Below are 19248 nucleotides of genomic sequence, written 5' to 3' on the forward strand. Positions count from 1 at the left end.
CCCAACCCCCGCGGGCGCGAGTGCAACGCCGGCGGCCAAGACTGTCGCCCGGTTGGATACCCGAAGTGCGCGCGGGTCTGAAAACTCAGTCCGCGCTTTCATCGATTGCCCACCTCAGAGCGCGGAAGAAATGCCGAGTGAAAGCACATCGACGTCCCCGAAAGATTTCGTGGTGTGCCGGCGCCCATAAACGAATAAACGTAGCCCGGGAAAGTCGCTGGCGCTCAAGGAATCGTATTCGCGGTGATCCGTGTGCAGAATAGCAATGTCCGTTTCTTCGCCGAGGTGATGCGGCGCAAGTCCCAGTTCTAGCAATGCGTCATCGCTGTACATGGGGTCGTGCACGGTAACCATTGCGCCTGCAGCCTCTAGGTGCGTGACGGTTTCGAAGACGCCGGAGAAAGCAGTTTCTTTAACCCCTCCTCTATACGCGGCACCTAACACCGTCGCCTTTAAGCCGTTTAAATCACCAAACTCTCGAGCGATTCGTTGCACGACTTGGGCCGGCATCGCGGAGTTTGCTTGTCGGGCTGCTGAAACGATGGAAGCATTCGGATCGTTGTGGAGATAAAGCCTGGGGTAGACCGGGATGCAGTGACCACCCACGGAGATGCCCGGCTGATGAATGTGACTGAAGGGTTGCGAGTTGCAGGCGTCGATTACATGGTGCACATCTATGCCGGCATTCTCAGCGAACAGAGCAAATTGATTAGCCAGCCCGATATTGACATCGCGGTATGTGGTTTCGGCAAGCTTGGCCAACTCGGAGGCCTCGGCCGTGCCGAGGTCCCAGACCCCGTTGGGGCGAGGCAGATCGGGTCGTTCGTCGAAGTCAAGAACTGCTTCGTAGAACGCTCGCGCTCGCTCGGCGCCTGCCGGCGAGAGAGCGCCAATGAGCTTCGGGTATGCGCGAAGATCCCGAAATACGCGACCGGTAAGAACCCTCTCGGGAGAGAAGACTAGGTCAAAGTCTGTGCCTTCCGCGAGGCCGCTGATCTCCTCGATCATTGGCTTCCAACGGTTTCGAGTCGTCCCCACAGGCAAGGTGGTTTCATAACTCACCAATGTTCTAGGAGTGAGGGTTTCCGCGAGGTCGCGTGTTGAGGCGTCCATCCAACCGAAGTCTGGCTCGCCGTCCGTATCGACAAACAACGGCACTACCACCACAACGACATCGGCCGTGGGGATTCCGTCTGCATAGTTTGTTGTGGCCCTGAGCCTGCCGCTGGGGACCAAGCGTGCGATGTATTCGTCTAGGTGCGCTTCGCCAGGGAAGGGGACTTCGCCGGCATTGATGGAGTCCACCGTCCTGGTGTTCACGTCGATTCCGACGACGTCGTTTCCTTTCTCGGCGAATTGCGCCGCGAGAGGAAGTCCGATTTTTCCCATGCCGATCACGGCAATACGCATCAGAAGCCCTGTTCGATGGAGACCGTGCGCTTTTCGCGGGCTGAAATCAGACAGGCATCGGCCACCATGACAGTGCGCATCCCTTCTCTCATGGTGACCACCTGCTGGCGGACGCCGAGGACCGCGTCTCGGAAGGATTCGTGTTGTACTTTGAGGGGTTCGGGCTTAGGGATCGCGAAGCGAGTGCTATTACCTTCGGTGACGCCGCGGAAGGTTGAGATCCGGTCCCATTCGGTGGCGACGAGACCATTTTCATGGAATGTGAGGTCAGCGTTCAAGGTGTCGGCCACGAAAGCGCCCTTCTCGCCGGTAACGATAGTGAGACGCTCTTTGAGTGGGGAAAGCCAGTTGACGAGGTGGCTGACCACGACGCCACCATCGGTTCTGGCCGTCACGGAGATGAGGTCCTCGTGGGGACGGCCGCTCTTGTGGGCGGTATGGGCAGAGACGCTCTTGTACTTGTCCTGAAGCACCCAAGCGGTCAGGTCGATGTCGTGGGTGGCGAGGTCCTTGACCACGCCGACATCGGCAATCCGGTTGGGGAAAGGGCCTTGGCGTCGGGTGGCCACTTGGTAGATCTCGCCTAGGTCGCCGTTGTCCAGTCGGGCGCGCAGGGCCACGAGCGCAGGATTACAACGCTCGATGTGACCAACCGCGTTAATCCGCCCAGCCGCTTCGAATGCCTCTACGAGTTGCTTGCTCTCGGGGCCGTCGGTGGCAAGGGGCTTTTCGATCAGGGTGTGCACCCCGGCGGCGGCCAGCTCAAGCCCTGCCGAGAGGTGGTAGACGGTGGGGGTAGCGACCACCGCCATGTCGATACCAACAGCGATCATCTCGGCCACGGTGTCGACAATTTCCGCGGTCCCGGCCATGTTGTGTATGTCGCCAGCGGGGTCCGCTACAGCCACGAGGTTGAGTCCATCGATCGATCGCAGCACCCGGGCGTGATTGCGGCCCATCATGCCAATGCCGACGAGGCCTACGCGGAGATCAGACATCAAGAACCAGCCTTTGCAAGGGTGTTGACGGCGTGCACGATTCGCTCGAGACCTGCCTGGTCCACCGAGGGGTGCACTGGGAGTGAGAGGCATTCGCGGGCGGCGCTGGCCGTCTCCGGGAGGTCGACGTCGACCTGGAACGGCGCCAACTGATGATTGGGAGTCGGGTAGAACATGCCTGAGCCGATGTTGTACTCATTCTTTAGCGCAGCAGCCAAACGATTGCGTCCTTCAGGCACCCGGACGGTGTACTGGTGGTAGACGTGCACGGCTCCGTCGGCCACGCTCGGCGCCTGGACGCCCTCGATGTTTGCAGTCAAGAAGGCGGCGTTCTCCTGACGGGTCCTGGTCCAGCCGCCGACCTTCGTCAGTTGCACGCGACCGATGGCAGCGTGGATGTCGGTCATGCGGTTGTTTAAGCCCACGACCTCGTTCTCGTACTGACGTTCCATGCCTTGGTTGCGGTAGAGCCGCATGGTGCGTTCGATCTCCCCGGAGCCGACGGACACCATGCCCCCCTCGCCAGAGGTCATGTTCTTGGTCGGGTAGAGCGAAAACATGCCGAAGTCACCGAACGCACCGACCGGCGTGCCGTGCAGCGACGCCCCGTGTGCCTGGGCGGCGTCCTCGAACAACTTGAGGTCGTAGCGGTCGGCGATCTCGTGGAGCGCGGTCATGTCAGCAGGGTGGCCGTAGAGGTGCACCGGCATGATCGCGACGGTGCGCTCGGTGATCGAAGCCTCGACGCTCACGGGATCTAGGCAGAAGGACACTGGGTCGATATCAGCGAAGACTGGCGTGGCGCCGGTCAGCGCGACGGAGTTCGCGGTCGCGGCGAACGTGAAGGAGGGGACGATCACTTCGTCGCCGGCCCTTACACCACAGGAAAGTAGACCCAGGTGCAGACCCGAGGTGCCGGAGTTTACGGCCACGCATGCACGGTCGAGACCGAAGTGCTCCGAGAACTCCCTCTCGAACGCGGCGACTTCGGGACCTTGGGCGATCATGCCCGAGCGCATGACGCGGTCAACGGCCGCACGCTCCTCGTCGCCGATGAGTGGCTTGGCGGGAGGGATGAATTCAGTCACGATTGGTGCTCCTAGGTGAGGGCTGACGGTCTACGAGATTTTGGGATGACGGTGTCGGCAGCCTGCCCGCCCCCGTACGGAGCGTCACGGGGCTGCTCAGGGCGCCGTCGCAGGGCGCTCGACGCGATGTAGGCAGGGTCATCAACGAGCTCGTTCCAGCCATCCTTGAGAGTTTCGACCCACTCGGTCTCCGGCCTGACGGTGGTGCCGGGTAGTGCTGACCGGTGTGCACCACGAAGTGCTCTACCCCAGTCCGCTCCGCCGCGTGAGCAATAGGCGCCATCTTTGCGAACTGGGGACGCGCCCCTACGACACTGAGCAACTTCACGTCTGCTCCTCTCGCGGCTCTGCAGCCAATTGACCGGCGGTTTCGATGTACTGCTCGCCGGTGTCGGGGCAGGTGAAGTGGTGGGGTGCAGTCTCCGTCAGTCGGTGCCCGGTCTTACCGACCCAGCCCAACTGGCGTGCTGGGACTCCGGCGACGAGTGCATAGGCGGGAACGTCCTCTGCAACAACAGACCCGGCGGCAACCAGAGCCCAAGCGCCGACCGTCACTGGAGCGATGCACACTGCACGGGCGCCGATGGCTGCACCGGTGTGGATCTCCACTCCGGTGGGCTCCCAATCGGAGGCGGACTTGATGGAGCCGTCGGGGTTGATGGCCCGGGGATAGGCGTCGTTGGTCAATACCACCGCGGGCCCGATGAAGACGCCATCGTCCAACGTGGCTGGCTCATACAGGAGCGCGTAGTTCTGCACCTTGCAGTTGTTACCCAGGGTGACACCACTACCGACATAGGCGCCACGGCCGATGACGCAATTTTCGCCGAGGCGCGCTCCCTCGCGGATTTGCGCCAGCTGCCAAACAGATGAACCCGCGCCTACTTCGGCAGTCTGATCTACTTCGGCGCTCGCGGCAATTCGCACAGTCATAACTTAAGTGACCTCCGAGAGTGCCTTATGTAGGAGCCGGTCGCGCTTCTGAACGACAGGATAATGCTTAGGTGGCTGAGCCTTATTTAGGAGTGACGAAAGGGGGGGGTGGGCTGAGAACAGTCACGATAGTAATCCCACGCCGAGTTTGATTAACCAGCGCTGTTGATCATGCCGGCGCCGACGGTCACACCAGTGGCCTCGTCTATCAAGATAAAGGAACCGGTGGTGCGGTTCTTTGAATAGGGGTCACACAACAGCGGGACTGTGGTGCGTAGCTGGACCCGCCCGATCTCATTGCGACCGAGTTCCTTGGTGTCCTGATCGCGGTGGAGGGTGTTGATATCCAAGCGGTACTGGATGTCCTTCACCAAGGCCCGCGCCGAGCGGGTCGTGTGCTTGATCGCCAGTTTCTGACGCGGTTTCAGTGGGGCGTCGGCCATCCAGCAGATCATTGCGTCGATGTCCTGAGAAGGGACAGGCGCGTTGTTGACGCGAGCGATCATGTCGCCACGGGAGACATCGACGTCGTCCTCAAGGCGAACCGTCACCGACATGGGCGGGAAGGCCTCGTCAAGTTCCTGATCGTGGAGATCGATGCCCGCGATCTTTGACGTCATACCGGAAGGGAGGACGACAACTTCGTCGCCGGGCTTCAGGACTCCACCAGCCACCATCCCACCGTAGCCGCGGTAGTCGTGGTGCTCATCGGACTTGGGGCGGATGACGTACTGCACCGGGAACCGAGCGTCGATGAGGTCGCGGTCGGAGGCCACGTGGATGTGCTCGAGGTGGTGCATCAGGGTGGGACCGGAGTACCAGTCCATGTTCTCGGAGCGATTGACCACGTTGTCGCCGGCCAGCGCCGAGATCGGAATGACCTCGAGGTCGGGGATGTTCAGTTTGGTGGCGAACTGGGTGAACTCGGCGTGGATCTTCTCGTAGACCTCTTCAGAAAAGTCGACGAGGTCCATCTTGTTGACTGCGAGCACGAGGTGAGGGACCCGGAGCAGTGAAAGGATCACCGCGTGCCGGCGGGACTGCTCAGTCAAACCCTGGCGGGCGTCAACAAGAACGAGACCCAAGTCGGCCGTCGAGGCACCGGTGACCATGTTGCGGGTGTACTGCACATGGCCGGGGGTGTCAGCGATGATGAACTTGCGCGCCGGGGTGGCGAAGTAGCGGTAGGCAACATCGATGGTGATGCCCTGCTCCCGCTCGGAGCGCAGGCCGTCGGTCAGCAGCGCAAGATCAGTGTGGTCGTACCCCTTGGACTGGCTGGTCGCCTCAACAGCCTCCAACTGGTCGGCGAAGATCGACTTGGAGTCGAGCAGCAGTCGCCCGATCAGGGTGGATTTGCCGTCGTCGACAGAGCCAGCGGTGGCGAAGCGCAGGAGGTCCATGTTGGTAGCGGTGGACTCGGTGGGGGTGGCACTCATCAGAAGTAGCCTTCCTTCTTGCGGTCTTCCATGGCTGCTTCGGAGAAACGGTCGTCGCCTCGGGTGGCGCCACGCTCGGTGAGGGTGGCGATCGAGATCTCGTCGATGATCTGGGGGATGGTGGATGCGGTGGACTCCACGCACCCGGTGAGGGTGATGTCGCCACAGGTGCGGAAGCGGACGGTGCGTTCCTCGACGGTCTCGCCAGACTTCAGCGGGTTGAGCGGGGTCTCGCTCATCAGCATGCCGTCGCGGACGAAGACGTTGCGCTGGTGGGAGAAGTAGATGTTGGGGATCTCGATACCTTCGCGGCCGATGTAGTCCCAGACGTCCAGCTCGGTCCAGTTGGAGATCGGGAAGATCCGCATGTGCTCGCCCTCGTGGAGGCGACCGTTGTACAGGCTCCACAGTTCGGGGCGCTGCATCTTCGGGTCCCACTGGCCGAACTCGTCGCGGTGGGAGTAAACGCGCTCCTTGGCGCGGGCCTTCTCCTCATCGCGACGACCGCCACCGAAGGCGGCTGTGAAGCCGTTCTCCTCGATAGCGTTGAGCAGGGTGCCGATCTGCATACGGTTGCGAGACGTCTTGCCGTCGTCGATGACCGCACCGCTGGCGATCGCGTCGTCGATGCTGGCGACGACCAACCGCACGCCCAGGCGGTTGACCCAGTTGTCGCGAGTCTCCATCACCTCGGGGAAGTCCAGGCCGGTGTCAACCTGCAGGATGGGGAAGGGGATCTTGGCCGGGTAGAAGGCCTTCTCCGCGAGGCGGAGCATCACGATGGAGTCCTTGCCACCGGAGAACATCAGGACGGGCTTCTCGAACTCGGCGGCGACCTCACGGAAGATGTGGATCGACTCTGCTTCCAACTGGTCGAGTTGGCTCAGCCGGTAGTCGGCGTGCGTGGACGTCATCGTTGCCTTATCTGTGTCGGCGATAGAACGAGGGCGCACCACAGTGGGCGCGGCCGACCATATGGTAGCCATCACCGGGACCGTTCACGAACCTGACGTGCTGGGTGGGCGTTGCGATCTGAGGAGCAATCGCTGCCGAGCCCCTATCGGGCGAGATTCTGGTGGCTGACTCAGCGGCCGGGCGTCTACGCGGGTACGGCGCCTATTGCGACCTGGCCGTCGCCCTGAATCTCGAAGTGTCCGTCGTCGTGGCGAATGAGCACGGCTTCGCCGTGCCTGACGTTGAGGGTCTGAGCCTCGGTGGAGACTTGCACCCTTCCTTGGAGAACCAAGAGCACGCGTGGACCGCTTGGCGGTAGCCGGCGGATGGGTGTTCGACCGACGGTAAGGGCGAACTCGGTGACCGGCGGCTCTAGGTAAGCGAAATCGTCGGTGCGCTCGGACGCCTCCCATCGGGGCGGGGGCATGGGCACAAAGTTGGTGATTGCCAGAAGTTCGTCGACATCCATGTGTTTGGGGGTGAGCCCAGCTCGAAGAACGTTGTCGGATGAGGCCATGATCTCGACACCGAATCCGGACAAGTAGGCGTGCACCACGCCTGCATTGACGAACATGGACTCACCAGGAGCCAGGTGCACGTTGTTCAACAGCAGCGTCACCAACACACCGGGGTCCTGAGGGTATTGCTTGGCCAGATCGGCAACGCGTCCAAAGACGCGGATCGCTTCCCGGTTGACGCCCAACGGGTCACCCCCGCCACGGGCGCGGTGCCGCAATCCCTCACGGCGAACTCGCGCTTGGGCATGACGCGCGGCGATCTCTGTGTCTCCCAGAAGACGGGCCAGGGTCTTGCCGTGCAGCGCGAGGGTGTCGGTAACAACCTCTTGCAATAATTGGGAAGACGGTCCTGGCGAGAGGCGATCGGCCACTGTGTCGGCCCAGGGAAGGTTGAGCAGTCGCAGGAGCGCCGCAGTCTTGTCGACCTCACGGAATCCGGCGAGGCCCTCGAATGGGGTGATGGCATAGATCAACTCTGGTTTATGTGACGGATCCTTGTAGTTGCGGTGCGCGGCATCCATCGAGATCCCGTCGTCGGACTCGCGGTTGTGCCCGATCCTGGCTTGTTCTCCGCTGGGGTGGACCTGAAGTGACAGCGGTTGCTCGACGGCCAACACTTTCATTAAGAAGGGGAGCCGGTCTCCGAACAGGTCGTGGACGCGTTTCCCCAAGATGTGGTCAGGGTCATCAGTGATGGCGTGGTTGAGGAGGCGACCGTCATCAAGGCAGGACGGGTCGCCGTCATGAGCGCCGATCCATAGTTCGGCTTGCGGTTTCCCGGTGGCTGTCGTGCCGAGAAACTCGGCCATCTGGGAGGTGGAGCCCCATGCGTAGTCGCGTATCGGGTTGGTCAGGAGGTGCACGGCGTGACGCTAGCGGTTGCCGTTCCCCTTGCGTGGTCGAACGCGGCGAGCGTGACTGGGATCCTCGAGTTCCGCGACAGTTGGTGCACCGAACATGGGGAGGCCTTGTTCCTTGCGAAGAAGACCCCAGATGAGGGGGACCAGTACGACCATTGCCACCCCCACCAGGCCGATAGCGACGGGGTAGGTCTCTTCAGCTCCCATGACGGACCACCCGGACTTGTCGAGAAGCGCGACACCGGACATGGTCAGGACGACCACGATGGCGCGACGGATGTAGGACTGCGGCACTCTCGGGGCGATTTTCGAGCCGAGTATGGTGCCCGGCACTGATCCCAAAACGAGGGGAATCGTCAGCGCCAGGTCGAGTCCGTCGTTGAGGAAGATGTTGGCGATCGCGGCCGCTAGTACTAGCGGAACCGCCTGGACGAGGTCGGTGCCGACCAGTTTCACCGCAGACAGGCCCGGGTAGAGCATCAGCAGGGCGACCATGATCACTGAGCCGGACCCAACACTGGTGATGCCGACCAGCAGGCCGCCCAGGGCACCCACAAGGATGGTGGGGACGATCCGGAGTGGCGGGTTGGGGTCGCCCTCGTCGCCGCCTGCGCGAATTTTGCGCAGGTTGAGGTAGAGCCGTGCGGCATAAGTCGAGGCGGCCAAGAGGAGGGCGAAGCCGATGGCGAGCTTGAGGACGAACTCGAGTTGCGCTTCGTCGTCCGTCAGACCGTGGACGAGGTAGGGCCCGATGAAGGCTGTGGGCACCGAGCCGATGATCAGCCACTTGGCCAGCTGGAAGTTGGGTGAACCTTCACGCGAGTGCACGATCGCGCCGCCGGTCTTGTAGATCGCGGCGGCCGTGAGGTCGGCGGTGACGATCTGGGCGGTGCTGCCGACGCCGAGGAAGATCAGGGCCGGGGTCATCAGGGCGCCGCCGCCCATGCCGGTGAGCCCGACGACGATGCCGACGAAGAAGCCGGCCGCGAGGATGGCCGGGAACTCGGAGGTCAGGATCTCGCTCATGGGGTGATCCTTGCCGATCCGACGAGTGCGGGGACCACGACGCGCAGCAACTCGTCGATCTGTGTGGCGCAGGTTTCGGCTGCGTCCGGTCCGCGACGGTAGGGGTCGGCGATGTCGAGGCTGCGGTCAGCGCCTCCGCGGCGCTGTCCGACGCTTGTGATGAGGTCTCGTCCTGAGATTCCAGAGTCTGAGGTGGTGGCTGCTTCGGCGGCGGCCGCAAACTGTCCCAGGGTGAAGACCTTCCGAAAGGCGCCTGGATGGTCGTCCAGAATGAAGCTGCGGTGGGATCCCTCGGCGGTGAGCACTAGGTCGGCTTCGGCGATCAGCGCCTTTGTCAGGGGGCGGCTGGAAAAGCCTTCGGTCGTGGTGTCGCGTTGGGCCAAGGCCTCCGCCATCGTCGAGTCCATGGGGTGTTCGTTGAAGCCGTGGGTTCCAGCGCCGGAGAAGTTGAGAGAGTCGGCTGCTCCTAGTTCGGTGGCTAGCGCTCGGGCGCGGAGTTCCATGTAGGGGGAGCGGCAGATGTTTGCGGTGCAGACGAAGAGGATGTTGAGGGGGGCCTCTGCGCTCTCGTTCGACTGGGGGTCGCTTGGTTTCGAGGCTCGCTGCGCTCGCACCTCAACCGGCGCAGATGCCACAGCCGGCGCAACCGGAGTCTCGTTGCCCGGCTTTGCGGCTCGCCTTGGTGGGGTGGCAACTGGTGGGGTGAGGGAGAGGTAACCGGATTCTTCGAGGGCTTCGATGACATCGGCGAGGGCCTCGTCGATGGAGCGGCCCGTGGTGTCGACATGGACGTCTGCGTCGTCGGGCTCTTCGTAGGGGGATGAGATGCCGGTGAATTCGGGGATCTCGCCGGCGCGGGCCTTCGCGTAAAGGCCCTTGCGGTCGCGGCGCTCGCATTCCTCGAGAGGGGTGGCGACGTGAACGAGGAAGAAGGCGCCGCCGGCGTCGTCGACCATGGCTCGGACCTGTTGGCGGGTTTCTTCGAAGGGGGCGATGGGGCTGCAGACCGCGACCCCTCCGTGGCGGGAGATCTCGGCGGCGACCCAGCCGATGCGGCGGATGTTGGTCTCGCGGTCGGCCTTGGAGAAGGAGAGCCCGGCCGAAAGATTGCGGCGGACTACGTCGCCGTCGAGGCTGGTGACGGTGCGTCCGCCCTGTTCGAGGAGGCGGTCCATCAGGGCCTGGGCCAGGGTCGACTTGCCGCTGCCGGAGAGTCCCGTGAAGAAGAGAACGAGGCCCCGGCGGTCTGCTGGCGGTTGATCTGACGCGACGATGTCCATCAGCTCGGGGAGGATCTCGCCGCCGTCGGTGAGAGCCACGACAGGATCGGTGTGGGCGTAGGTGTTGACCACCTGAACCCCGAGATCGTGATCGGTCTCGGCTTCCCCGTGAGATGCCAGGGGGACGGCCACCACGGCGGCCCCTAGGTGGTGGGCGACTTCAGAGGTGGCTCGGAGCAGGGCCACGGGGGAGAGGGCTGGGGTGCCAGCACCCATCAGGGCAAGGAATGCGATTGGTCCGTCGACAGCCAGGACCTGGTCCAGTTGGGTGTCCGTCAGGGCATCGGTGACCGGGATGAACGTGCGGCCAGCGTATTGCTCGCGGACCTGTGCGGGACTTAGGTGAAGTCGCCGGAATGGGCCATGTGAGGCAGCGCTGAGCGGGGTCAACTGCCCGTCGTCGTGCCAGAGGGCGAGAGGCAGCCCTTCCGGGTCAACCAATTCGATCTCGGAGGCGGACTCCAGATCCTCGGGCAGCGTCAGCGTGATGACGGAGTCGGGCTCGTTGAAGGTCGTAAGCGGAGTGAGAGCGCCGCTGAGTAGGAGTTCGAGGTCCTCCAACTCTCGTGGACTCGGGCAAAACTGAGGCACGGCGGGAGTCGACACGCGCATATCCTGCCACTCACCGCATGAGTAGCCTCCGCAGCATGACTGCCACTGAGATCGACCCCGGCGCTACGGGGCCCGCGATCGTCGCCAAGATCGTCCGTTCCGGATTCGTGGAGGGGCATCACTACGGGTCAGTTGTGGCCCTTGATGCTGCGGGCGACGTCGGCTGGGCGGTCGGGGATGCACAGTCGCAGGTGCTCCCGCGTTCATGCAACAAGCCCATCCAGGCGCTAGCCATGGTCCGCGCCGGACTTGACCTGCCTCCGGACCTGCTGGCGCTGGTGGCGGGATCGCACTCGGGTGAGCCTTTCCATCTCGAGGGAGCGCGGCGAATCCTGATGGGTGCAGGTCTGGACGAGTCGACGCTCCAGGCGCCACTCGACTGGCCGATGATGGATGAGGTGCGCGACGCCTACCGCCTTGCCGGCGGAGTGCGCTCGTCGGTGGCGATGAACTGCTCCGGCAAGCACGCGGGGATGCTCGCGACCTGTGTGGTGAACGGTTGGGACACCGCGACCTACCTCGATCCGAGCCATCCCTTGCAGCAGGCCATCCTCGCGACCTTCGTCGAGTGCACGGGTGAAACGGTCGACACCGTGGCTGTCGATGGGTGTGGGGCGCCTCTGCTGTCCACTTCGCTGACCGGCCTGGCTCGGGCCTTTCGCCGCCTAGCCATCGCCGAGAGCGGGTCTGAGCGGCGGGTTGCCGATGCAATCCGTGGACATCCGGAGATGACCTCGGGGACCGACCGGGATGAGCGGCGTCTGCTGACCGCCATCCCAGGTGCGATCGGCAAGGCGGGTGCTGAGGCTTGCTATGCCGTTGCGCTTCCGGACGGTCGGGCGTTTGCCCTGAAGATTGACGATGGTGGTGCTCGGGCGCGGCCCACTGTGATGGCCGCTGCGCTGGTGCGGGCTGGGGTTGATCAGGAGCCTGGGGTTGATGGGGTGGCTCTTCGGGAGACTGGGGAGCATCCGCTATTCGGTGGGGGAGCGCGGGTGGGGGAGATCCGGGCTTGCTTGTGACGTGGTGGGGTCGGCGTTGTGCTGCCTTGGTTTCGAGGCTCGTCGCCTAGCGGCTCCTTGCACCTCAACCAGCGGCTGTATGGCTTGCGCGCCTCGCTAAGCGAATTGCGGACGGGTGTGAACGACATCACGCTAGCTGAGTTTGCGTTTTGCTAACTCCAGCAAGCACTATGGACGCATGGCCCAAGGAAAGATCGGAAGCGCCGTTGAGTCGCTCGGTGAGTATCTGAAGGAGCAACGTGTCGCCTCGCGACTCTCGCTTCGTCAGCTCGCCGAACAGGCTGGTGTTTCCAATCCCTACTTGAGTCAGATCGAGCGTGGTCTGCGTAAGCCCTCGGCCGAGGTGCTGCAGTCGATCGCCAAGGCGCTACGGATCTCCGCGGAACAGCTCTACATCCGCGCGGGAATCGTCAGCCCAGAGGACGGAGTCGGTACGACGGTGGAAATCGCCGTGCTCAACGACTCCGCTCTCGATGAGCGACAAAAGCAACTGCTCCTCGATGTCTACTCGTCCTTCTTCCCCGCCGGCAAGGCGGTCCCGAAGGCCGATGAGGGCACCAGCCCACCGCAAACCACTCAACCTGAGTGACCCCGACCAATAAGGAGGCCATCATGGCCAAGTTCGACATCACCACCCTCGAGATCCCCGCCCCTGTCGCCAAGCCCCTCTACGCCGGTGTCGGCGCGACCGACCTGGTCGTCGAGTACGTCCGCGAGACCGTTGCCGACGTCCAGAAGAAGTTCACTGGCGTGCAGAAGAACGTCAAGAGCATCGACGTCGACTCCGTGACGAAGGAAGCCAAGGCCCGCCGCGCCGCCGTCGAGGCCCGCGTCGCCGCCCTGCAGAACGACGCCAAGAGCCAGGCCGACAAGGTCTCCAAGCTCGTTGACGAGAACGTCGCCACCGTGACCGGCGCCTACGGCGACCTGGCCAAGCGCGGCGAGTCCCTGGTGACCCGCATCCGCAAGCAGGAGTCCACCAAGGCCACCGTGTCCTCGGCGAAGACCACTACGGCCAAGGCGAAGACCACCAAGACCCAGGCGGCCAAGGCCACCAAGTCGACCGCCAAGACCACGAAGACCGCGACCAAGTCCGCGGCCAAGAAGTCCACCACTGCGGCCAAGAAGGCCAGCGCCCCGGCCAAGAGCAGCGCCAAGGCGACCGCCACCACCGCGGCCACGACCGCTACGAAGGCCGTCGACGCCACGACCGACGCCGCCGCGAAGGTTGGCAACTGAAGAGCAACTGACTCACCTGGTGAGTCGTCGGAGGAGCAGTTGACACTCTTCTGATGCTGTAGGACCTGCTCCAGAGAACGACCCCCGAGGGTATGAGCCTCGGGGGTCGTTCGCGTTCTGCGGGGGAGCGGATTCGAGGGGCTCGACCAGCAGATGCGGGATCCGCCAGCAAGGTCGATAGACTCCGAGACGATGAACATCTTCGATCTGCAGAACAGCGTCTACGTCCTGGTGTTCTTCGTGCTGCTCGCGGTGAAGATCTTCGCCTTCGTGAACTCGCTACTCTACTCGGCTGAGTCGTACGAAGCCGCGGGCAAGCTGACCAAGCCTGCTTGGTCGCTCATTCTTGGTCTGGCGGTGCTCTTGCAGTTGCTTCCGATCGGCCTGTTTATCTTCAACATCGCCTTCACGGTGGCGGCCATCGTGTTCCTGGTCGATGTGCGTCCGGCGCTCGCTGGACTTCGGCGTCGGTAGTCGCGGGTGCGCAAGCTTCTGAGATTCGGGTGATGCGGACCCTTTCGGACGCTACCGTATTGCGCAGACCGAAGTCCCCCGCTTAGGTCACCCCCACGAAGAGGTAGCGACATGATCGGTGAGTTCCAAGAGCGTCCCTGGGGTTCCTGGGAGGTCCTGGACGAAGGCGACGGCTACAAGGTCAAGCGCATTGTCGTCAACTCAGGATGCCGGTTGTCGTACCAAACCCACGAGCACCGCGCCGAGCACTGGACCGTTGTTGTCGGACGAGCCACCTGTCTCGTGGACGGCGAAGTCGTGACAGCGGCCCCTGGACAATCAGTAGATATCGAGGTCGGACAGGCTCACCGCATCGCTAACGACGAAAAGGACACGTTGGTGATAATCGAAGTGCAATTGGGTGCCTACACGGGAGAAGACGACATCTGCCGACTCGAGGATGATTACGGGCGTAAGGATTCTGGGGCACTCGCTCCCTCCGCGTAGGCTGCCTCGGACGGGTTCGGCACGGGGTCGCTCCAGCGGTTATCGTGACCGCTGGTCGGCATACAGTCGCGCCATCAAACGACGGACAGGATGAGCGTGGAACTCAAGGACTACTGGCTGACACTTCGCCGGCGGTGGAGGCTGGTGGTGGCTACCCTGCTGGTCGTCGTTGGCGCGGCGTCGCTGGTGACTTGGCAGACGACTCCTCAGTACGAGTCTCGTGCTCAGCTCTATGTATCCATCACCGCGTCGAACACCGGTGAGTTAGTCCAGGGTGGCAACTTCGCTACCCAGAAGATGTCGACCTACGCCGTCCTGGTCGACAACCGGAAGCTTGCGCAAGAGGTGGCCACCAATCTCGGTGGCGAGATCGAGGCCGATGTCTTGATGGCCCAGATCAGGGCTCAAGTCATACCTGAGACGGTGAGTCTGAACATCATCGCGACCAACCCCGACGCCTTTGTTGCCCGCGACATCGCACAGGCCTATGCCGAGGCGTTGAGCGGCCAGATCGAGGATTACGAGACCCCTCGCGGGAAGACGAACCCGCTGGTTACGGCCACGATCTCCGATAACGCGGTAGTCACCGACGCCCCAGTCAGCCCGAACCCGGTGCGGAACATTGGTCTGGGTATCGTCCTTGGCCTGCTCCTGGGCGTCGGACTTGCGGTGGTCCGGGATCTGCTGGACACCACTGTCTCCTCCGCCGAAGACGTTGCTGAAGTTGCTGGCGCGCCGATCCTGGGTCATATCAACGTGGACGCCGAGGCAGTCAAACTCCTACCCGCGGAGGCGCTGGCCGCAGCTACGCCGTGGGCTGAGTCGTTCCGGGTGTTGCGCACCAACATGCAATACGTGGAGGTAGACAGCGATGCTCGCGTTTTCGTGATCTCGTCCTCTCTTCCGGGCGAGGGTAAGTCAACGACGGCAGTGAATCTGGCCGTCACGTTGGCTCAGGCCGGGCAGAAGGTGGCGCTCGTCGAGTGTGACCTTCGCCGTCCCACCACGGCGAAAAGGCTCGGGCTCGACGGCTCGGTGGGCACGACCAACGTGCTCATCGGGAAGGTGTCGCTCGACGACGCGCTGCAGCCCCTGCCGGGCACCGAGCTGCACGTGATGACGTGTGGCCCGCTCCCGCCCAACCCTTCAGAGCTTCTGCAATCTCAGGCGATGACCGACATGATCCGCGAGCTACGAGATCGCTTCGACGTAGTCATCATCGACGCCCCACCACTGCTGCCGGTCACCGACGCAGCCCTGCTGGCGGCACAGGCCGACGGCATGCTCGCGGTCGTTCGACACGGTAAGACCACCCGGGACCAGCTGATGCACTCCTTGGAGCGTCTCGACGCTGTTGACGCCAAGTGCGTTGGGGTGGTGATCAACCTCGTGCCGGTCAAAAAGACGCGTTCGGGCTACGGCTACGGCTACGGCTACGGCTACGGCTACTCCTACGAGCCCTTGGCCGAAACAGCCGGCGAGGGCGGGGAAACGAAGAAGTCTGTCAAAGGCTCGGGAAAGCGAGCCAAGGTGCAGCATGCGCGCAAGAACGAAGCGGATTCTGTTACTCCCTGAAACTCGAGCGTGCTAATTATCGCGAATCGGGGCATACTCGGTCCGGATATGAGTCTGGAGCAATGTTCATGAATGTCGTCACGCTTGTCCGTCGCCACCGCACGCTGGTGTCCGTTGTGTTTGACGTCGTCGCCCTGATATCAGCGTTTGTGGTGGCCTCCTGGCTACGTTACGACGGTGAGGCCGGCGCCGTCCCGTGGCTCGCAGTCCTCGGCGTCGCCTCGATCACCGCGGTCGCGTTCTTGGTCGTCTCGCGGGCCTTCATGCTGCACCATGGCCGGGCGCAAGTGGCCAGTCTAGAGGAGATGCTTCTCCTGGGAGCTGTCGTTGTGGGTGTAGGAGTGACGGTGTCCGCCATCAACCTCGCCACCGTGTGGCTCCCGCGTAGTGTCCCCGCCACCGCCACCGTCGGGGCTTTGGTCGCGATGGCGTGGAGCCGAGCGGCTTGGCGTCGTTGGCGCGAGATGGACGACGAAAAGATGCAGGATGAGAAGGCGACCCGAGTCTTGGTTGTCGGGGCCGGTGAGGCCGGCCGCGAACTGATCGGCTCGATGTATCGCGACCCCAGCCTGCAGTGGCGCCCGGTAGGCCTGCTGGATGACGACCCGACGAAGAGTCGTCGTCGGGTGCGTCAGGTGCCGGTCATCGGCACCACGAACCAACTGGCCGAAAAAGCCGAGCAGATGGAGGTCGGCACCGTCATCTTGGCGCTGCCCAGCGCATCTGCGGCGACCATCAACCGCTTGCGCCTGCAGGCGCTGGAGGCCGACCTGCAGGTCAAGGTGCTCCCCGCCAGCACCCAACTCCTGACCGACGAGATCGGTATCCGGGACCTGCGCGACATCAACCTCACCGACGTCCTGGGTCGCAATCAGTTGGACACGGACGTTGCCGCTATCGCCGGCTACCTCCAGAACCGCAAGGTGCTGGTCACCGGTGCCGGTGGCTCGATCGGATCTGAACTGTGTCGTCAGATCCACCGCTTCGGTCCTGCTGAGCTCATCATGCTCGACCGCGACGAGTCTGCGCTGCACGCGCTGCAACTCTCCATTCACGGGCGCGCGCTGCTGGACTCCAACGAGGTCGTGCTCTGCGACATCCGCGATGCTGCCGCGGTCAATGCGATCTTCGCCGATCGCCGCCCCGACGTCGTTTTCCACGCCGCGGCTCTTAAGCACCTGCCGATGCTGGAGCAGTACCCCGCCGAGTCAATCAAGACCAACGTCATTGGCACCCGTATCGTGCTTGACGCAGCCGACCTCGTCGGCGTCGACACCTTCGTCAACGTCTCTACCGACAAGGCCGCCAACCCCTGCTCGGTGCTGGGCTACTCCAAGCGCATCGCCGAGCGAGTCACCGCCCAACGGGCCGCCACCGCGGACGGTACTTACCTATCGGTCCGGTTCGGCAACGTGCTCGGTAGCCGAGGATCGGTGCTGACCGCCTTCGCCAACCAGATCGCCAACGGGGGACCCATCACGGTCACCGACCCGGACGTCACCCGCTACTTCATGACCATCGAGGAAGCCTGCCAACTCGTCGTGCAGGCCGCCGCGCTCGGGAAGGCCGGCGAGGCGCTCGTGCTGGAGATGGGCGACCCAATCCGGATCCTCGACGTCGCGCATCAGCTCATCGAGCAGTCCGGGACCCCCTGCAAGATCGAGTTCACTGGTCTGCGCGAGGGCGAGAAAATGCACGAGGAGCTCTTCGGGGACGACGAGGCGGAGTTCGAGTACCGCATCCACCCGATGGTCTCCCACGTGCCGGTCCCGACCGTCTCGGACAGCGAGGTCGACGACCTGCCCCTGACGGGCAGCGCCGGAGTTGTTCGGGACGCGATGGCGAAGCTGTGCTTCCCGGTCTCGGTGATCGAGGAGAACGTGGTCGGGCCCGCCGACCTAGTGTCTTCTTCGACCCCTACATCGAACTGAGGTAGTCCCGAAGCCGGTCGGCGGCCGGGCTCGGCTCGAACCCGGTCGTCGTCAGCTTGGCTAGGTTCAGTTCCCCGTGGGCTGGGCGAGGGGCCATGTCCTTGCCGGCGGCGTACTCCTCGGTGCTACAGGGCGTAACGTCCTCCGTGGAGCGGCCGGAGGCGGCGTACACCTCGCGGGCCACCTCGGCCCAGGAGACGATCGGACCAGCGTTGGTGCAGTTGTAGACGCCGTACGGCGCCTGCTGCGGCCCGGACTGCACCAGGTGCTTCGTGGCGCGGGCCAGTTCGTCGGTGAAGGTCAGACGTCCGGTCTGGTCGTCGACCACGCTGGGGGAGATGCCGCGCTCGGCCAACGACCGCATGGTGCGCACGAAGTTGTTGCCCTCCCCGATCACCCAGGAGGTGCGCAGAATGTAGTGGCGGGCGGCCGTGCCGACCGCGAGGTCACCCGCGGCCTTGGTCTGCCCGTAGACCCCCAGCGGCGCCAGGGGCTTGGTCTCGTCGTGGCCCTCGGGGCCGGAGTCGCTGCCGTCGAAGACGTAGTCGGTCGAGTAGTGCACCAAAGTCAGGTGGTGGGCGTCCGCGATGCGGGCCAGGGCGGCCGGTGCGGCCGCATTGGCGGCCCAGGCGCTGGACCGGCCTTCGGGGGTCTCCGCGGCGTCCACAGCGGTGTAGGCGGCCGCGTTGAGGATTAACGCGTAATCCGACCAGGGCCACTGCGCCACGGCGGTGGCGTCGGTGACGTCAAGCTCGTCGAGGTCGACCTGGTCGGCGTCGGGGAACTCCACGGCCAGGGCACGGCCGAGTTGTCCCTTGGATCCGATGATCAGGGTCTTCTTGGGCGCCATCCGGGCGGCGTTGTCGAGGGTGGGGTTGTTCTGATCCTTCTCGGAGATCTCTGCCTCGCTCAGCGGGATCGGCCACGGGATCGCAGCAGTCGGGTCGTCCAGGGCTAGCGCGGGGTAGGGCGTCGCGGGACGCCAGTGCTCATTGACCAGGTAGGTGTAGGCCACCCCGTCCTCGAGCGTCTGGTAGCTGTTGCCGACCCCGCGGGGCACGAACACCGCGACGGCGGGGGTGAGCTCGATGTGGAAGACGGCGCCGTACGAGTCACCCTCGCGCATGTCGACCCAGGCGGCGAACGCGGAGCCGTTGGCGACGGAGACGAACTTGTCCCAGGGCTCGGTGTGGATACCGCGGGTCGCGCCGCGGGCGGTGTTGAAGGAGATGTTGTTCTGGACGGGTCCGAAGTCGGGGAGACCTAGGGCCAGCATCTTCTCGCGCTGCCAGTTTTCCTTGAACCAGCCGCGGGCGTCTTCTTTGACGTCGAGGTGGACGACGAGGAGGCCGGGGATGGGGGTTTGTTCTGCGCGTGGTCCGGTCATCGTGGGCCTTCCTTGG

17 protein-coding genes are annotated in these 19248 nt (G+C 63.7%); 7 read left to right on the forward strand and 10 right to left on the reverse strand.

From position 1 onward, the window contains the following. Positions 1-114: 114 nt before the first annotated feature. The 9 genes from ACYVLV_RS18380 to cysC all read right to left on the reverse strand — a co-directional run bounded on the left by ACYVLV_RS18380 (position 115) and on the right by cysC (position 11112). A complete protein-coding gene (locus tag ACYVLV_RS18380) occupies positions 115-1410 on the reverse strand; it encodes a nucleotide sugar dehydrogenase (protein WP_460812520.1) in 1296 nt (431 codons plus the stop codon). After that, a complete protein-coding gene (locus tag ACYVLV_RS18385; RefSeq protein WP_460812523.1) occupies positions 1410-2408 on the reverse strand; it encodes a Gfo/Idh/MocA family protein in 999 nt (332 codons plus the stop codon). The genes ACYVLV_RS18380 and ACYVLV_RS18385 overlap by 1 nt, the downstream gene beginning before the upstream one ends. After that, a complete protein-coding gene (locus ACYVLV_RS18390; protein WP_460813083.1) occupies positions 2408-3499 on the reverse strand; it encodes a DegT/DnrJ/EryC1/StrS family aminotransferase in 1092 nt (363 codons plus the stop codon). The genes ACYVLV_RS18385 and ACYVLV_RS18390 overlap by 1 nt, the downstream gene beginning before the upstream one ends. 321 nt (positions 3500-3820) lie before the next feature. Beyond that, complete coding sequence (locus ACYVLV_RS18395; RefSeq protein WP_460812525.1) at positions 3821-4429, reverse strand: acyltransferase; 609 nt, start codon at positions 4427-4429, stop codon at positions 3821-3823. Positions 4430-4581: 152 nt separating this feature from the next. After that, positions 4582-5868, reverse strand: coding sequence for a sulfate adenylyltransferase subunit 1 (locus ACYVLV_RS18400; RefSeq protein ID WP_460812529.1), 1287 nt, complete (start codon positions 5866-5868; stop codon positions 4582-4584). Then, on the reverse strand, positions 5868-6782 hold the full coding sequence (cysD, locus tag ACYVLV_RS18405; RefSeq protein ID WP_460812532.1) for a sulfate adenylyltransferase subunit CysD: 915 nt from the start codon (positions 6780-6782) through the stop codon (positions 5868-5870). The genes ACYVLV_RS18400 and cysD overlap by 1 nt, the downstream gene beginning before the upstream one ends. Positions 6783-6967: 185 nt before the next feature. Further along, the gene (gene manA / locus ACYVLV_RS18410) at positions 6968-8203 is read right to left on the reverse strand and encodes a mannose-6-phosphate isomerase, class I (RefSeq protein WP_460812535.1); all 1236 of its coding nucleotides are present in this window, start codon (positions 8201-8203) and stop codon (positions 6968-6970) included. 9 nt (positions 8204-8212) lie between these two features. Then, a complete protein-coding gene (locus tag ACYVLV_RS18415) occupies positions 8213-9226 on the reverse strand; it encodes a sulfite exporter TauE/SafE family protein (RefSeq protein WP_460812537.1) in 1014 nt (337 codons plus the stop codon). After that, the gene (gene cysC, locus ACYVLV_RS18420) at positions 9223-11112 is read right to left on the reverse strand and encodes an adenylyl-sulfate kinase (protein WP_460812539.1); all 1890 of its coding nucleotides are present in this window, start codon (positions 11110-11112) and stop codon (positions 9223-9225) included. The genes ACYVLV_RS18415 and cysC overlap by 4 nt, the downstream gene beginning before the upstream one ends. Before the next feature lie 41 nt (positions 11113-11153). Between cysC and ACYVLV_RS18425 the strand changes: the two genes are divergently transcribed. The 7 genes from ACYVLV_RS18425 (at position 11154) to ACYVLV_RS18455 (ending at position 17845) form a co-directional block, all read left to right on the forward strand. After that, a complete protein-coding gene (locus ACYVLV_RS18425; RefSeq protein ID WP_460812543.1) occupies positions 11154-12140 on the forward strand; it encodes an asparaginase in 987 nt (328 codons plus the stop codon). 178 nt (positions 12141-12318) lie between these two features. Then, positions 12319-12729 carry a helix-turn-helix domain-containing protein gene (locus ACYVLV_RS18430; protein WP_460812547.1) on the forward strand — a complete coding sequence of 137 codons (411 nt, stop codon included), beginning with the start codon at positions 12319-12321 and terminating at the stop codon, positions 12727-12729. A gap of 23 nt (positions 12730-12752) precedes the next feature. Next, positions 12753-13379, forward strand: coding sequence for a hypothetical protein (locus ACYVLV_RS18435; RefSeq protein WP_460812550.1), 627 nt, complete (start codon positions 12753-12755; stop codon positions 13377-13379). A 192-nt stretch (positions 13380-13571) separates the two neighbouring features. Further along, positions 13572-13853 carry a DUF2516 family protein gene (locus tag ACYVLV_RS18440; RefSeq protein ID WP_460812554.1) on the forward strand — a complete coding sequence of 94 codons (282 nt, stop codon included), beginning with the start codon at positions 13572-13574 and terminating at the stop codon, positions 13851-13853. A gap of 111 nt (positions 13854-13964) precedes the next feature. Then, positions 13965-14339, forward strand: a complete 375-nt coding sequence (locus ACYVLV_RS18445; RefSeq protein WP_460812556.1) for a phosphomannose isomerase type II C-terminal cupin domain — start codon at positions 13965-13967, stop codon at positions 14337-14339. Between the two features lie 96 nt (positions 14340-14435). Beyond that, positions 14436-15914, forward strand: coding sequence for a tyrosine-protein kinase domain-containing protein (locus ACYVLV_RS18450; protein ID WP_460812560.1), 1479 nt, complete (start codon positions 14436-14438; stop codon positions 15912-15914). 107 nt (positions 15915-16021) lie between these two features. Further along, the gene (locus ACYVLV_RS18455) at positions 16022-17845 is read left to right on the forward strand and encodes a polysaccharide biosynthesis protein (protein WP_460812564.1); all 1824 of its coding nucleotides are present in this window, start codon (positions 16022-16024) and stop codon (positions 17843-17845) included. Here ACYVLV_RS18455 and ACYVLV_RS18460 read toward each other — a convergent pair. Then, on the reverse strand, positions 17832-19232 hold the full coding sequence (locus ACYVLV_RS18460; RefSeq protein WP_460812567.1) for a sugar nucleotide-binding protein: 1401 nt from the start codon (positions 19230-19232) through the stop codon (positions 17832-17834). The genes ACYVLV_RS18455 and ACYVLV_RS18460 overlap by 14 nt on opposite strands. Positions 19233-19248: the final 16 nt, after the last annotated feature.

It is taken from the genome of Nocardioides salsibiostraticola (assembly GCF_054783655.1).

Coding starts and splice junctions, on each gene's coding strand:
- ACYVLV_RS18380 (WP_460812520.1), bottom strand. CDS start 1,410: ATGCGTATTGCCGTGATCGGCATGGGAAAAATCGGACTTCCTCTCGCG.
- ACYVLV_RS18385 (WP_460812523.1), bottom strand. CDS start 2,408: ATGTCTGATCTCCGCGTAGGCCTCGTCGGCATTGGCATGATGGGCCGC.
- ACYVLV_RS18395 (WP_460812525.1), bottom strand. CDS start 4,429: ATGACTGTGCGAATTGCCGCGAGCGCCGAAGTAGATCAGACTGCCGAA.
- ACYVLV_RS18400 (WP_460812529.1), bottom strand. CDS start 5,868: ATGAGTGCCACCCCCACCGAGTCCACCGCTACCAACATGGACCTCCTG.
- cysD (WP_460812532.1), bottom strand. CDS start 6,782: ATGACGTCCACGCACGCCGACTACCGGCTGAGCCAACTCGACCAGTTG.
- ACYVLV_RS18415 (WP_460812537.1), bottom strand. CDS start 9,226: ATGAGCGAGATCCTGACCTCCGAGTTCCCGGCCATCCTCGCGGCCGGC.
- ACYVLV_RS18425 (WP_460812543.1), top strand. CDS start 11,154: ATGACTGCCACTGAGATCGACCCCGGCGCTACGGGGCCCGCGATCGTC.
- ACYVLV_RS18430 (WP_460812547.1), top strand. CDS start 12,319: ATGGCCCAAGGAAAGATCGGAAGCGCCGTTGAGTCGCTCGGTGAGTAT.
- ACYVLV_RS18435 (WP_460812550.1), top strand. CDS start 12,753: ATGGCCAAGTTCGACATCACCACCCTCGAGATCCCCGCCCCTGTCGCC.
- ACYVLV_RS18440 (WP_460812554.1), top strand. CDS start 13,572: ATGAACATCTTCGATCTGCAGAACAGCGTCTACGTCCTGGTGTTCTTC.
- ACYVLV_RS18445 (WP_460812556.1), top strand. CDS start 13,965: ATGATCGGTGAGTTCCAAGAGCGTCCCTGGGGTTCCTGGGAGGTCCTG.
- ACYVLV_RS18460 (WP_460812567.1), bottom strand. CDS start 19,232: ATGACCGGACCACGCGCAGAACAAACCCCCATCCCCGGCCTCCTCGTC.